This is a genomic window from Pseudomonas sp. StFLB209 (genome assembly GCF_000829415.1).
In the GTDB taxonomy this organism is placed as follows: domain Bacteria; phylum Pseudomonadota; class Gammaproteobacteria; order Pseudomonadales; family Pseudomonadaceae; genus Aquipseudomonas.
The window spans coordinates 5,285,572-5,301,458 of the sequence record NZ_AP014637.1; the positions used below are offsets into that span (position 1 = coordinate 5,285,572).

General features: G+C 59.9%; 9 protein-coding genes. 1 reads left to right on the forward strand and 8 read right to left on the reverse strand.

Translation table 11 applies throughout. The features are described from left to right. The 8 genes from PSCI_RS23560 to PSCI_RS23595 form a co-directional block, all read right to left on the reverse strand. A complete protein-coding gene (locus PSCI_RS23560) occupies window positions 1–1,023 on the reverse strand; it encodes an ABC transporter permease (protein ID WP_045491688.1) in 1,023 nt (340 codons plus the stop codon). Further along, window positions 1,023–2,087 (reverse strand): microcin C ABC transporter permease YejB, encoded by a 1,065-nt coding sequence (locus PSCI_RS23565; protein ID WP_045491690.1) that lies wholly within the window; start codon window positions 2,085–2,087, stop codon window positions 1,023–1,025. The genes PSCI_RS23560 and PSCI_RS23565 overlap by 1 nt, the downstream gene beginning before the upstream one ends. Then, window positions 2,074–3,927, reverse strand: a complete 1,854-nt coding sequence (locus PSCI_RS23570) for an extracellular solute-binding protein (RefSeq protein WP_045491692.1) — start codon at window positions 3,925–3,927, stop codon at window positions 2,074–2,076. Before PSCI_RS23570 ends, PSCI_RS23565 begins: the two co-directional genes overlap by 14 nt. A 76-nt stretch (window positions 3,928–4,003) precedes the next feature. After that, on the reverse strand, window positions 4,004–6,895 hold the full coding sequence (locus tag PSCI_RS23575; protein WP_231906490.1) for a TonB-dependent receptor: 2,892 nt from the start codon (window positions 6,893–6,895) through the stop codon (window positions 4,004–4,006). Between the two features lie 107 nt (window positions 6,896–7,002). Further along, window positions 7,003–9,951, reverse strand: coding sequence for a TonB-dependent receptor (locus tag PSCI_RS23580; RefSeq protein WP_045491694.1), 2,949 nt, complete (start codon window positions 9,949–9,951; stop codon window positions 7,003–7,005). Window positions 9,952–10,176: 225 nt separating this feature from the next. Then, window positions 10,177–11,133: a FecR domain-containing protein gene (locus PSCI_RS23585; protein ID WP_045491696.1), complete on the reverse strand. Its 957-nt coding sequence runs from the start codon at window positions 11,131–11,133 to the stop codon at window positions 10,177–10,179. After that, window positions 11,130–11,642, reverse strand: a complete 513-nt coding sequence (locus tag PSCI_RS23590) for a sigma-70 family RNA polymerase sigma factor (protein WP_045494812.1) — start codon at window positions 11,640–11,642, stop codon at window positions 11,130–11,132. Before PSCI_RS23590 ends, PSCI_RS23585 begins: the two co-directional genes overlap by 4 nt. A 173-nt stretch (window positions 11,643–11,815) precedes the next feature. After that, complete coding sequence (locus tag PSCI_RS23595; protein WP_045491698.1) at window positions 11,816–13,417, reverse strand: hybrid sensor histidine kinase/response regulator; 1,602 nt, start codon at window positions 13,415–13,417, stop codon at window positions 11,816–11,818. A 152-nt stretch (window positions 13,418–13,569) separates the two neighbouring features. Between PSCI_RS23595 and PSCI_RS23600 the strand changes: the two genes are divergently transcribed. Continuing rightward, a complete protein-coding gene (locus PSCI_RS23600) occupies window positions 13,570–15,693 on the forward strand; it encodes a TonB-dependent receptor family protein (RefSeq protein ID WP_045491700.1) in 2,124 nt (707 codons plus the stop codon). Window positions 15,694–15,887: the final 194 nt, after the last annotated feature.

The following is a 15,887-nucleotide window of genomic DNA, read 5'->3' on the forward strand; positions in this document are numbered from 1 at the left end:
TCAAGCTCTCGGATCAAAGGCATCCCGGCAGGCTTCGCCGATGAATACCAAAAGGGACAGAATCAGCGCCAAGGCAAAGAACGCCGTCAGGGCCAGCCAAGGGGCCTGTAAATTGTTTTTGCCCTGGCTGATCAGTTCACCCAGCGAAGCGCTACCCACAGGCATGCCAAAGCCCAGGAAATCCAGAGCGGTGAGTGTCGATATGGCGCCGGTCAGGATGAACGGCAGGAACGTCAACGTGGCATTGAGCGCATTGGGCAAGATATGCCGCAGCATGACGTGGATATCGCTGACGCCAAGTGCTGTGGCAGCCTTGACGTATTCCAGGTTGCGCCCGCGCAAGAATTCGGCACGTACTACATCCACCAGGTTCAGCCAGGAAAACAAGGCCATGATCCCCAGCAGCCACCAGAATCCAGGCTCCACGAACCCTGAAAGGATTATCAGCATGTAGAGCACCGGCAGTCCTGACCAGACCTCCTGTAACCGCTGCCCCAGCAAATCGACCCATCCGGCATAAAACCCTTGCAGCGCACCGGCAACAATGCCGACCAGTGCGCTGACTGCGGTCAGTGCCAAAGCAAACAGTAAAGAAACCCGCGTGCCATAAATCACCCGGGACAGTACATCCCGGGCCTGATCGTCGGTGCCTAGCCAGTTCTCACGGGTCGGGGGGGTCGGTGAAGGTCGCGTGAGGTCGTAGTTCACAGTCTCGGCGCTGAACGCAATCGGTGCAAAAAGCAGCCAGCCGCCCTGCTCTTCGATCAATGCCCGGACATGGCTGTCCCGGTAATCGGGCTGGAATGGCAGTGCCCCGCCAAAATCCCGTTCGGTGTAGCGCTGCACAACAGGGAAATACAACGACCCCTTGTAAGAAACCAGCAAGGGCTTGTCATTGGCGATCAACTCACCGCCCAGGCATAGAACCAGCAACGCGACCAGTATCCACAATGACCACCAACCTCGGCGGTTGCTTTTGAAGCGTTTCCAGCGACGCTGGCTTGGCGCAGTAAGTACCTGCATCACAACGCCCTCGTATTGAAGTCCAGGCGCGGGTCCACCAGCCGGTAACACAGATCGCCCAGCAGCCTGATCAAAAGACCCACGAGGGTGAAAATGAACAGCGTGCCAAATACGACGGGATAGTCGCGTGACACAGCCGCTTCATAGCTGAGCCGCCCCAGACCGTCGAGAGAAAAGATCACTTCAATCAATAGCGAGCCGCCCAGCAACAAAGTGATCAGTGCTTGTGGCAGGCCTGCGACAATCAGCAGCATGGCATTGCGAAACACATGACGCTGCAGCACATCCCGCTCGCTGAACCCTTTGGCGCGGGCGGTTACCACGTACTGTCGGGTGATTTCATCCAGAAAGCTGTTCTTGGTCAGTATCGTGAGCGTGGCGAAACTGCCGATCACCAGCGACGCGACTGGCAAAACCAGGTGCCAAAAATAATCGACAACCTTTGCCGCTACCGACAGCTCGGCAAAGTTTTCCGAGACCAGCCCGCGCACCGGAAACCAGCTCAGCAGGCTACCGCCACCGAACACCACAATGAGCATCAACGCGAAAAGAAACGCGGGCATGGCGTGGCCGATGATAATGACCGCGCTGCTCCAGATATCAAAGCGGCTGCCGTGCCGAACCGCTTTGGCAATGCCCAGAGGGAGGGAAATCAAATAGGTCAGCAGCATGGCCCAGAATCCTAGCGACAAGGTTACCGGCAGCTTTTCAAGGATCAGGTCGGTGACCTTCGCACCACGAAAGAAACTCTCGCCAAAATCCAGACGGGCATAGTTGCCCAGCATCAACCACAAGCGCTCATTCAAGGGTTTGTCGAAGCCGTACTGGCGCTCGATCTCGGCGATCAACGCCGGGTCCAGGCCACGTCCTGCGCGTGACTCGCCACCCACGGTTTCCACTGCCGCACCGCCTGGAGCGCCCATGCCGCCAATCCCTTGCAAGCGGGCCATGGCCTGCTCTACCGGACCACCAGGCGCGGCCTGAACGATGAAAAAATTGACCAACAGAATGCACAACAAGGTCGGCACCATCAGCAGCAAGCGCCGCACGCTATAAGCCAGCATGAGCAGACTCCCGATTCAAGCGAAGGGCTTGTGCAGTACTCAGCGCGGTGGCGCTGATTTCCCACCAGGTATCGATGCCTACATCATTGCGTGGAGCAATCGCAGGTCGCCCAAACCGGTTCCACCACACCGTCGATGTTCCTGGCGGGTAGTAGTTGGGAATCCAGTAGTGTCCCCATTGCAGAACCCGATCCAGCGCGTGAGCATGAGCGACCATGTCTGCGCGATCATTGGCCCGCACCAGCCCTTCGATCAGTGCATCGACCGCAGGGTTGCGCAGCGCCATGTAGTTGTTGGAACCCGGGTCATCAGCACTCTCTGAGCCATACAAATTCATCAACTCCCGGCCCGGTGACGGGTTGACCGGATACCCGGTCACGATCATGTCGTAGTCTCGGGCGCGCAGCCGATGGGTGTACTGGGCGGAGTCGATCATCCGGATATGCAGCCCGATACCGATTTGTGCCAGGTTGCGTTTGTACGGCAACAGCAAACGCTCGAAGCCCTTCTGGGTCGCCAGAAAGGTGAACACCAGCGGCTCACCACGGGCATTGACCAACCGGTCGCCCTGCGCTCGCCACCCCGCTTGCTCCAGCAACGCCAGCGCCTGTAATTGCTGACTGCGAACATTGCCGCTGCCATCACTGGCCGGGGGGGCGAAAGCCTTATCGAACACCTCATCGGGGATCTGCCCGCGCCAGGGCTCCAGCAACTGCAGCTCACGTGTACCTGGCAAGCCCTGGGCGGCCAGTTCACTGCGGGAAAAGAAGCTGCGTTGGCGGATGTACATGCCCTGCATGATTTGCCGGTTGGTCCACTCAAAGTCCCAGAGCAGAGTCAGGGCCTCACGCACCCGACGGTCCTGGAAAACCGGCTTTTGCAGATTGAACACAAAACCTTGGGTACCCTGCACAGCCTGAGGGGCAAGGTGTTCGCGTTGCAGGCGTCCGTCGCGCAAGGCATCGGCGTCGTAGCCCACGGTGTAGTGAGTTGCCGAAAACTCGCGGTTGTAGTCATAGCCCCGCGCCTTGAGGATTTGCCGTGATACATCCGTGTCACCAAAAAACTCCACGCGCAGGCTATCGAAGTTGTACTGCCCGCGATTGACCGGCAAGTCTTTGGCCCACCAGTCCTTGACCCGCTCCAGAGTCACGCTGCGCCCGTTGTCGACGGCGCTGATCCGGTAAGGCCCGCTGCCCAGCGGCGGCTCGAAACCTGCCCCGTTGGCGAAATTGCGCTGTCGCCACCAATGCGCCGGCAAGACCGGCAACACGGCGATATCCAACGGCAAGGTACGATTGTCGGTTCGGGCAAAGACAAACTTCACTTGCCCAGGCGACTCGACGATGACCTCTTGCACATCGGAAAACTGCTGGCGGTACTTGAGGCTGCCCTGGGTCATCAGTAACTCGAATGTGTAGCGCACATCTTCTGCCGTCACCGGACTGCCGTCATGAAAGCGTGCCCGTGGGTCCAGGTTGAAGCGCAGCCAGCTACGATCGCTGGCCAGCTCCATTGATTGCGCCAGCAGCCCATACACGGTGTAAGGCTCGTCCTTGGAGCGGTACGCCAACGGGATGTAGAGCCAGCCATCGAGTTGGGTAATCCCGATACCTTTGTCCACATAAGGAATCAAATGGTCAAACTGGCCGTTCTCCATGGACGAGCGGCGAAAACTGCCGCCTTTGGGGGCATCAGGGTTCACATAGTCAAACTGCTTGAAGCCAGGTGGGTATTTGGCAGCCTCGCCATACACCGTCAAGGCATGGACCGGTTGCGCCGACGCGCCAGTCGCCCAGCCACTCAGCACCGCCACCAGCACAATCAAACGAAACAACATCACGAAAAACACTCCTTGCCCGCATTCGAGCACAACCAGGTCAGCAGCCAATCAGCTGCCGAGCGGGCCGTGATCATCAGAAGTTGTAAGTCACCCGGCCGTACAGGGTGCGTCCGAAGGGGTCGGAGTAGCGCGGGTCATAGCCGCTCTGGAAGGTGGTGGTCTGATTACTGAAAGGCGGCTCGCGGTCGAACAGGTTTTGTACACCCAGCGTGAGTTGTGCGGTGTCACGCCAGGTGTAGGTGCCTGCCAGGTCCCACACGTTCCATGAACCTACCCGACCATGGCTGTCTCGGTCAGCGTCATGGTACCCACTGGTGTAGCGATTAGTGAGCGAAGCCCCCAAAGGCCCCTGGCTCCAGGTTCCGGTCAACGAGTGGCGCCAGCGAGCAACGGCGCCTGCGGAAGAGAAACTGCCACCGCGGAAATCACCGACCTTATCCAGATACTCACCGTCCAGTTGCTGCTGGAAGTCGTAGCGATTGACGTAAGTGCCTTGCAGGTTCAAGCCAAACTGCCCCAGTGCGGAGACTGGAAACCGGTAATCGACGCTGACATCCACGCCATTGGTCTTGACCTTGCCAAGGTTCGCCAACCCGGTGACAACATGATCAATAGAGCCATCGGCGTTGCGCACGATGCGCTCAGGGTACAGATCCGGTCTGGCAAACACTTCAGACTCGGGGAACTCGGCAATCTGATTGGCGATCTTGATCCACCACAGGTCAAGGCCCAACGACAGATCAGCCACCGGCTGGTAGACAAAACCGAAGGTCAGATTGCGAGCGGTTTCAGGATTGAGATCAGGATTACCGCCATTGCGGCTGAAGAACTGTTGTGCACAGTCGCGGTTGGCAATACCTCCGTTACTGGGCGTACCGCCCGCGCATAGCCGCGGATCGTTGTAGTTGGCAACGGTAAAGGTGGTGGCCGTGGGGTTATACAGCTCATACAGTGAAGGCGCACGGAATCCCTCGCTGTAGGCACCGCGTACCACCAGCTCACGAAAAGGCTGGAAGCGGAACGAGTACTTGGGGTTGGTGGTGCTGCCAAAGTCGCTGTATTGGTCATGGCGTATGGCCGCCGACAACTCAAGGCTGTCGAGCACCGGCACGTTAACCTCGGCGTACTGGGCCTGTACCGAGCGTGAACCGGCGACACGGGCTGCCGGGTCAACGCCCAGGCTTTGCACGTTGGACGCAAAGTCGGCGAAGTCTTTGTGGAAATCCTCCTTGCGGTACTCGCCGCCTACGGCCAGTGCCGCAGGCCCTGCGCCGAACCAGTCGCCAATTTCACGACTGGCTCGCCCGTCGATGGTCTTGACCCGACCGACAGCGCTGCCGTAATCGCCGGTGACCGCGTTGGCGCCCAACAATGCCGCCCCGGCACTGGACTGTGCTCCGAAGGGATTGATGATGCCATTGGCAATGCCGTTGGCCACGGCGCGATCGTCGACATAACCGCCCAGAATGGTCTGCACCACTTTGTTCTGGTTCCAGGAAGCGCCCAGATTGTAGTCCCAACCGCCCAGTGTGCCGTCAAAGGCCAGCAGCAGACGCTGACTGACGTTGTCATCTTCGTGGCGGCGTGCGCCAACCTCGCTTTCACGCCAGTTCACATTGACCGGCTGACTCGGGTCCAGGGCAAACCCGGTAGGCCCTGGGGTGATGCCGTTGCCTGGATAAAACGCTGTGCCCGGGTTGACCTGCAGTCCGGTCAAAAGCCCAGGGCCAATTTGGGTAATGTTCTTGTTGCGTGCCAGGAAGTACTCAAAGCTGACGTTGTGGTCATCGGCCAGTTTGCCCGTGGCTTTGCCGAAGAACGAGGTTTTCTCGGTTTCCGGGACCAGGTCCAGATAATTCCATACGCTCTGGCGGCAGATGCCACTGCGTGAAATCAGGCCTGGTGCGTCACAGCCCGTGGCCGCCAGTGGATTGGTGGCATTGGAGCCTTGACTCCAGTTGGCAGGAGACGCTGTACCCGAGGAGTAATCCAGCCCACGTCCGGGCTGATAGTTATAGGTGTAGTCGCGGTCTTTGGCTTTAAGGCTTTGCTGCTTTTCGTAGCTCAGTACCCCGAAGATATTGAAGCGGTCGTTCTCCAAGTCACCGAATCCCCAACTGCCGCTGAGGTTGGTGGTATCACCGCCGCCATCATGGGTGGGGGTACTGCCACCCAGATTCAGCTGGCCGTCGGTCAGGCTCTTTTTGGTGATGAAGTTGATCACACCGCCAATGGCATCGGTGCCATATAGCGCCGAGGCACCATCGCGCAGGATCTCGACCCGTTCGATTGCTGCAAAAGGAATGGTATTGAGGTCGACACCGGAACCATCGTTGGCGTTGTTGCTTAAACGGCGCCCATTGAGCAGCACTAGCGTCTTGTTGGCACCGATTCCGCGCAAGTCAGCAAAAGCCGCCCCGCCACTGCTACTGCCTACCGAGCGGCCAGAGCCTACCGAAGACTGGTTGGCTGCAATACGGTTCACCAATTGCTCAGTGGACGTCACGCCCTGCTTTTTCAGCTCTTCGGCACGCAATACGGTGACCGGCACCGCGGTTTCGGCATCCACCCGGCGGATCGCCGTACCCGTCACTTCGACCCTTTGCAACTGGGGTATGGCACTGGCGTTCGAGGCGCTGGCCGGGGCTGCGCTCGCCACCGTCCCTGGCTGGGCTGTCAGCACGATGCCGCCCTGCTGTTGCTGCTCACGCAGGTGAGTGCCCTCAAGCGCCAGCTGCAGAGCCTGCTGCTGGGTCAGCTCACCCTTGATGGCAGGTGCCTGGTAACCCGCTACCAGGCTTTGATCGAAGGAAATCGGCTGACCGCCCTGGCGAGTAATGCTCAGCAACGTCTGATCCAGCGGCCCGGCCGGAATATCGAAACTGCTGGCGCAAGACAGGCCGCTGACAAGACTGGCAGCCAAGGTCATGACCAGCCGGGTTGACTCCACTTTTCTAATTCGCATTGCCTCGATCACTCCCTATCAGATTCATGCATCTGCCAGGTTGTGCGGCGAAGCTCGCGATTTTATAGGGCTTTTTTTAGAACGTTGCTTTATTAGCTTATGCTTCTTCAGCCGCCAAAATGGTAGCTGACGTCCAGCCATACCTGGCGGCCATAAGGGTCGTAATTACCCGTGGGGTAATTGGGCCAGCCCGCTGAATCGTCTTTCTTGACCTTGTCGAGCACGTTGTTGACGGTGAGCCCTACGGTAGCCTGCTTGTTCAAGCGATAACGTGCACTTGCATTAAACGTCGTCCAGGGTGTCAGTCGCCCATCCCCTGCCGAATTGGTCACACTGCCATAACGTACGCCCAGCAGCGTGGCGGTAAAGTCCTGATAGTCCCAGGTCAGGCTGGCGTTGACCTTGCTGCGCCAATCATAGTTGTTGCTACTGGAGCGCAGGTTATCGGTTTCGGCCTCCTGCGACTCCTTGTAATAATGCGACAGCACCAGGCTGTAGCCCAGGCTGGAACTGAACGCTCCGTAACGCCCAGCCCCCCAACGGATGTTGCTGCGCAGGTCCAGACCACTGACCCGCTCGCTGGCCGCATTGATTGCGTTGATCTGCACCCGTTGCAAACGATTGGGGTCGACAGCTGCACTGCCTGCATTACGCTGGATGCGCGCCAATACCTGCTGGCAAGTGGACGAATCAAGCTGCCCGGTGAGGCATTGATCTTCCTGTTGGAGCAGGCGATTGATATCCAGGGTGGTCAAAAGGTCGTCAATCTGGACCCGCCAGTAATCTGCGGAGAAATCAAACTGGCTGGAAGGCGACCAGACAAACCCGTAAGTCCAGGACTTGCCACGCTCTGAAGCCAGGTCCGGGGTGCCGCTTTGGGTGTAGTCGACACGCCCCCGCTCACAGGCGCTCTCCACCCCTTGCCGGCAACCGTAGTAATCGACTTGGGCCGGTGTATAGCCATTGGTGTCGGCCTGATACAGGTAATTGAGGTCCGGGGCACGGAAACTGGTGCCATAACTGCCACGCACCAACAGGCTCGACACCGGGCGCCACTCAAGCCCGAGGTTATACGTCTTTTGTTGCTCGGTACGGCCACTGAAACGGTACTGGTCCCAGCGTCCGGCAGCTGAGGCCAGCAGGCTGTCGTTTATCGGGATGCTCAGTTCGGCCCCTGTCGCATAACGATCTCTTGAGCCTCCAGCGTCGGAGGCTGGCGAGGTGGCGTAGAAACTGCCATCGCTGAGCCCGTCATCGACGTTGACCTGGTAAGACTGCTTGCCCACTTCCGCGACCCCGGCAAAGCCTACCGGGCCTGCTGGCAAATCGAACAACTCGCCATTGAGACTGGCACTGAATGTCTGTGACACTGACTTGCTTTTCTGCACCAGGCTGCCGCGTAACCGCTGCCACTCATCTTCGCTCAATGGCCGGTCCAGCCGCGAGGCATCCGGTGCATACACCGGATAACCATCCTGCGTGCCCAGTTGCGGCCCGAGATAAAAATCACTGATGCTGCTCAAGGGCGTATAGCGCGTGGTCCGATTGCTGATGTATTCGGAACGGTTGGCTGCGACCTGGTAGCTCCAGCCACTGTCCCCGATGCTGTCCTCCAGCCCCAGCGTACCGGTCCACGAAACCTCCCGCCATTTGCTGTTATTGGTGCTCTTGCCGCCAATCTCTTCACTGGCAAAGCTGCGATACCAACGCTCCAGATCACCGGTGTTCTGGTTGATGAAGTCAGGCGAGGTGAAGCTTGGACCACGAGTATTGTTCTGGGTATGGTCAAAACCGAACATCAGGTCGGCAAAGACCTTGCCGGTGTCGCTGAAATGCCAGGTACCCCGGGTATAGCCATCGTAGTTTTCCTTCTGTGTCTGGAGTGTCCAGTAATCGTTGTAATACTGATCGGTGGTGCAACGCCCGCCGCTGCCAGTCAACTGACCATTGAAAATTCCGCCATAGCCAGCACAACCTGGCCCCAGATACTGGCCCGTGCTCAGGTTGCGACGGTAGCCCACATCACGTTGCGCACTACGGTCCATGAAGTCGCGCTGGTTGCCCCAGATTGGCTGGCGCTTGGTCAGTTCCAGACCGAAGATGCCATCGAAGTCGCCCCAACTGTCACCACCGGTAATCTGTAACCGTTGATTGTCACCGCCACCGCGTTCGACATAGCCACCGCGCAGGTTGACATCCACGCCCTGGGTCTTGTCCTTGAGAATAATATTGACTACCCCGGCGATGGCGTCAGAACCATAGACCGCCGAGGCCCCGCTGCTGAGGATCTCGATCCGCTCGATCATCATCGAAGGGATGTTCGCCAGGTTGGTAAAGTTGACGCTGCCGCCATAAGCGGTGGGGTAATCTGCGACCCGTCGGCCGTTGATCAGCACCAGCGTATGATTAGGACCCAAGCCACGCAGATTAAGCGCGCTGGCCGCAGGCTGAAAGGTATTGCCGTAGTCCTCGCCCTGGGTCATGCCGGTGTTCTGCGTCTGAGACGCGACGGCATCATAGACATTGCGATAACCCCGGGCCGCGATTTCCTGGCTGCTGATAACCGTCACCGGTGAAGGCCCTTCGTTCTGCGCGCGCGGAATCCGCGATCCGGTGACCGTTACCCGCTCCAGTTCGACATCCCCAGGGACCTGAGGGCGCTGGCTGGATGCCGAGGAATTGGACGGGCTGGCCGCTGTCCGACGCAACACCCAACCACCCTCACCCGGCACAGCCTCCAGACTGGCGCCGTGCAATGCCTGGCGCAGCGCCTGCTCGACCGTCAGGACGCCATGCACAGGCTGGCTGCCGACCCCTTGTACCAAGGTTTGGGAAAACGACACGTTCACGCCGCTTTGCCGGGAAATGCCGAGCAAGACCTGATCCAGAGGACCACCAGCAATATCGAAATCGTAGGTCTGTGCCTGGTAGGCAGGCGCAGCAGGTGATGATGCCTTGGTCTGCGCCTGCAACCCACTGGCCTGCCCGGCAGCAACCAGCCCGACCGCCAGCGCCAGTGCTGCATATGCGGTATCGCGAGATATTTTTTTGGTCATGCCTGCAAGCTCCCCATCGTTAGAGTGTTCGATGGGAATGAGCAATCAGAGCAGTGATTTTATAGGGCAACCGTTAGATTGATCGGCTCTGTGCTTAGAACAGGTATCTGCTCATTTGCTGTGACTCAGATGCGCTCCACGGCCAGTTTCTACTCAACCCGCTTGCCTGACTGTCAACCCGTTTCAGTTGACAGGCCTCTACGATTACCCAGTACTCAAGAGTCGTTAGTCCTTCAGCAGATCGATACTGACCCAATAGGGCGTGTGGTAATCCACCCTGATCGGCAGCGAGCGTTGCAACAGTCGCAACGACAAGTCGGTATCGTCCAGCGGGTAGATCCCGCTCAGGCGTTGGGCAGAGGCTTCGGGGCTGACGCGGATGATGCCGGGGCGGTAGTTGCGCAAGGTTGCGATCACTTCGCCCAACGGCCGGTCGCGCACTTCCAGCAAGCCGTTGGTCCAGGCTGCCTCGTCGCCCGCCGCCGGCGCCAGATGCAGGATTCGCTCAGCGTCGAATGTCGCCCGCTGGCCCTCACGCAACAGCTGCACCGTGCCGTGACGGGTGGTGATTTCGACTTCGTTGTGAAGCATGACAATGTGCGTGCGCTGCCCATCCTCGCGGACCAGAAAGCGCGTGCCCAAGGCGCGCATCTGCCCTTGTGCGGTCTGTACCACGAAGGGCCGAGCCGGGTCCTTGGCCACATCAACCCAAAGCGCCCCTTCGAGCAGTTGCAGGCTACGCAGGTTTTGGTCGAAGCGTGTCAGCACACTGCTGCGTGCGTCGAGGGTCAGCGCACTGCCGTCGGCCAGGGTCAGGCTCGTACGTTGCCCCGTGCCGGTGACGAGCCTGTCAGGTTGCAGCCAACTTGCGGGGAATCGGGTCACCAGACATGCGGCGACTGCCAGCCCTGCCAGGGCCAGACTGTTGCGCAGGAAGCGACGACGCCCGGAAGGAGCGTTGAGCGTGTGCAGCAAACTTTCGCGGGACATGCCACGCACTTTAGGGCTCTGCAGAACAGCGATACCCGCCCCCATGCTATCGAAGATCTCGGCGCGGCGTGGATCCTCACGCCACTGGTTGAATGCCTGAAACTCCTGTGGGCTGACATGCCCAGACTGCAACAAAGCCATCCACTGGGCGGCCTCATCAATGATGACTTCATCCACGAGCGAAGCTTTCATCCTGACAAGCGGGCCATATAGCAACGCTTGAAGCCCTCTGCCATGTACTGCTGCACGCGACTGGTAGAGACCTGCAACAACTCGCCAATCTGTGCGTAAGTCAGCCCGTCCAGTTGGTGATAGAGAAATGCCGCCCTGGCCTTGGCGGACAGTCCACTGAGCAACCGGTCAATTTCCAGCAGGGCCTCAATCAGCACCAATCGCTCTTCCGGCGAAGGGTGCAAAGCTTCGGGGGCGTGAGCCAAGGTCTCCAGGTAGGCGCGCTCGAGGTCCTGTCGCCGCCAGCCTTCGTACATCAGACGCTGAGCGATGATAGTCAGCATCGCCCTCGGTTCCTTGATTGCCGAGGGATCCGCCAGGTCAAGAACCCGTACGAAGGTTTCCGAGGCGATGTCCTGAGCGCCATGCGGGCAGCCCATCGCTCTCGCGACTCTGGCGCAGAGCCAGCGGTAATCACTTCTGAACATCTGATCAATCAGACCATAGCGCAGGTTCTGATCAATGCCCATCGAATGCTTCATACCAGCGCTCAACTGCAATCTGTTTGCGATGGAGTTTTCCATTCGCTTGAACGGCGCACTGTGCATGAAGACTGGAAGTCAACGGAAGTAATAAAAGATTACTTCCATATACAAAAAATGAATATCAGCATAAACGCTACCGCGCCTCACTGATGGCCGAATCAGGCAATCCCGTTCGGCCCATCCAGCACCTGCCGGACCTTGCGCGCCAGGTCGTGGGGCATGCACGGTTTGGACACCACATCGAACTCCGAGCCGCCAATGTCGGTGCGCTCGATGGAGTTTTCCGCGTAGCCGGTGGTGAGCAGGACCTTGACTCCCGGATAACGACGCCTCACCTCGCGGGCCAGCATCACGCCGTTCATGCCGCCGGGCATGATCAGGTCGGTAAACAGCAGATCATAGCGGGCGCCGGATTCGAACTTGCTCAACGCTTCGCGGGCGTTGTAGACGATTTCGGTGGTGTAGCCGTAGTCGTCCAGCACCATACGCGCCAGTTCTGCGACGTCCGGGCGGTCTTCGACGATCAGGATGCGTTCGCTGCCCTGGCGCCGCTCGGGCACGTAATGGACTTCATGGTGAGCGACGCTGGCCTCATCGACCGGGAAGTACAGACGCAAGGTGGTGCCAACGCCCTCTTCGGTGTAGATGCGCGCGGCACCGCCGGACTGTTTGGCAAAGCCATAGACCATCGACAGGCCGAGGCCCGAGCCCTTGCCTTCGTCCTTGGTGGTGAAAAACGGGTCCATGACCCGCTCACGGATGCTGGCCGGCATGCCGATGCCGTTGTCGGTGATCGCAATGCTCACGTAATGCCCCGGCAGCAGACCGTCATGGGACATGCCGGCCAGGTCATGAATTTCCAGGTTGCGGGTTTCGATGAAGATTTTCGGCTCAGGCCTGCCGACCAGCGCGTCGCGGGCATTGGCGAAGATGTTGAGCAACGCGACTTCGGCCTGGGTCGGGTCGATCCGGCAATTGCCCAAGGTCGGGTCAAGATCGGTTTCCACCTGCACATCGGCACTGAAGGTGCGCTCGATCATCGGTTGCATGGCGCCCACCAGGCCATTGAGGTTGAGCACCCGACCATGCAGTTTCTGCTTGCGGGCGAAGGCCAGCAATTGCTTGGTCAGGGTGCTGGCGCGCTCCACGGCGGCCTTGGCGTGGTAGACGCTGCGCTGCACGCGCTGGCTGTCAATCTGAGGTTTCTCGGCAGCGCTGCCGATCAGATCGATGTAGCCGCCCATGACCTGCAGCAAGTTATTGAAGTCGTGAGCAATGCCGCCGGTGAGTTGCCCGAGGGCTTCCATTTTCTGGGACTGGCGCAGCGCGTCTTCGGCATCACGGCGGCGGCTGACATCCAGTTGCGAGGCGAAGAAATAGATCAGGTCGCCGTTCTCGTTAAAGATCGGCGAAATAAACAATGCGTTCCAGAAACTCGAACCGTCTTTGCGGTAGTTAAGAATCTCGGTCGACACGTCCTTGCGCTGAGCAATCGCCTCGCGCACGCTGCGGACCATTTCAGGGTCGGTTTCAGGCCCCTGCAGGAAGCGGCAGTTGTGCCCCAGCACCTCCTCGCTGCTGTAGCCGGTCATGTTCAGGAAGGCTTTGTTGGCAAACAGGATCGGATTGTCCGGCCGGTTCGGGTCAGTGACGATCATCGGCATGCGGGTGGTTTCCACGGCAGCGAAGAAGATGTTCTTGCCCAGCTGGGATATGTCCCCGGTGGCCGCATTGTCGACCCGTATCTTGTTGTCCGCCACGCTGTGTTTCCCCGATGTCTGTTCGTCTTACTGGCTACGACTTGTCGAGCAGTAAAAGAGTTCGCTCAAGTGCCAGCATGACGTGACGCCAGCCGCCGGCCCGGCATCGAATGACCATCCCTTTTTAGTTTATTGTCCCAAGGAACCCTGCGATGCGTGTGCAGCCTGCCCTTCCCCTTGCGCTCAGCGCCACGTTGCTTGGCGCGCCTTGCGCACTGGCGGCAGAGGGTGCCGTGACCCTGTCGGGCATTGCCGTCAATGCCACGGCCGCCAGCCCCGTCGAAACCGCCCAGGAGCAATTGCGCCAGGTGGCGGGCGCCACCAATGTGGTGGACATGAGCCAGGTCGATCAGGGCCGGGTCAGCAGCAGCGAAGATGTGTTCCGCTATCAGCCGGGCATCTATGCGCGCACCGCGCATAACGAAGGCAGCAAGATTTCCATTCGTGGCTCGGGCCTGAACCGTGCCCCTGGCGGCCATGCCTCGGGGCTGTTCGAGATGCTCGACGGTCTGCCGCTGACCGGCCCCGGCGGCACCCCTTATGAACTCAAGGAACCGCTGTGGCTGAGCCGGGTCGAGGTGTATCGCGGCGCCAACGGTTTCGACCAGGGCGCGCTGTCGCTGGGCGGTGCGATCAACTATGTAACCCGCACCGGCCGTGATGCTTCGCCGCTGCAACTGCGCTACGAAGTTGGCAGCCATGGCTACAGCAAACGGCAGATCAGCTCCGGTCAGGTGCTGGGCGATCTGGATTACTACGTCAGCCTGACCGACTCCAGCACGGACGGTTTTCAGGACCAGACCGCAGGTGGCAGCAAGGGCATCGCCGCCAACCTCGGCTACCGGCTCAGCCCGAACCTGGAAACCCGGTTTTATTTGCGTTACCGGGAAAACGACTACGAGACGCCAGGACGCCTGACCCGCGAGCAGATCCGTCACGACAGCCGCGCGGCCAGCCCGCTTAATGTGGCCCGCGACAACAAACGTATTCAGCCGGGCAGCACCTGGCTGGCCAACAAGACCACCTATTACATCGATGACAGCTCACGCATCGAGGCCGGGCTGGTCTATCACGACTACCCCATGGACCTGCGCGAAGGCACCAACCGCCTCAAGGTGGCCTACACCGACATCAGCGGCACCCTGAACTATGTACGCCAGGACACGCTGCTGGGCATGGCCAGCCAGACCACCGTCGGCCTGCGCCATACCAAAGGCCTGCCGAACAATGGCAGCTCGGAGTTCGTGCGCATTCCCACCGGCAATACCGCCGGCTACGCACCGGGCACCCGCACCCGCGACTTCAGCTATCTGGGCTCGGACACCACGCTGCATATCGCCAATGAGCTGGAGCTGGCACCGGACCTGTGGCTGAGCACCGGGGTTGCCGCGCTGTACACCCGCCGCGAGACCGAAGTCACCTACCCCGACGCCCGCGACCCGCTGAGCATGAGCGAGTGGGACTACGCCGCACGGCTCAGCCTGCGTTACCAGATCAACCCGGACCTGCAGGTGTACGGCAACCTGAGCCGCTCGGTGGAGCCGCCGCACGCCTGGTCGATGATCTGGGGCTCGAACAAGTACTTCCCGGCCGGCAGCGGCGCCTCAACCGGCCTGCAAAGCGGCGGCGTGAAGCTCGACAACCAGACCGCGACCACTCTGGAACTGGGCAGCCGCGGCGACAGCCGGTTCGGCCAGTGGGACCTGGCCTGGTACTACTCGCAGGTTCGTCATGAACTGCTCAGCGTCGAGATTCAGGCGGCGACCCAGACCACCTCGTCGATCATTGCCGAGAACAACGCCAGCCCGACCGTGCACCAAGGCATTGAGCTGGGCCTGCACAGCCCGCTGTGGCAAGGTCCGGCCGGCAAGGTCGAACTGCGTCAGGCCTACACCTGGAACGACTTCCGCTACCGTGATGACCCGCGGTTCGGCGACAACCGCCTGCCGGGCATCCCACAGCACTACTACCAGGCCGAAGTGCGCTACACCCACCCCAGCGGCGTGTATGTCGGGCTGAACACTGAGCATGCGGCGAAAGTGGCGGTGGACTACGCCAACTCGTTCTACGCCGACCGCTACACCCTGATTGGCGCGACGCTGGGCTACAACTCGCCGGACCAGAAATGGCAGACCTGGCTGGACCTGCGCAACCTGACCAACCAGCGCTACGCCACGACCGTGACGCCAGGCTACGACGATCGCGGGGTTGATACCGCCCGCTCGACACCGGGCGAAGGCGCCGGGGTTTATGCCGGGGTTTCGTGGAGTTTGTAGGACCCGGCGATCCGCTTTAGCCGCAAAACTGTTCAGATAAGCACTGCGGACCAAGGTGGGAGATTCTATGGTCCTGTGCAAGCCCGTTATTTCAGTTGTGAACGCAACATCGCATTCGTCGGCTGACCGGGGCGCCGGCCGGCCACTCCCACCGAGGTGGCGTGATGCCTGATACTTGAGCACGACGCAAACCC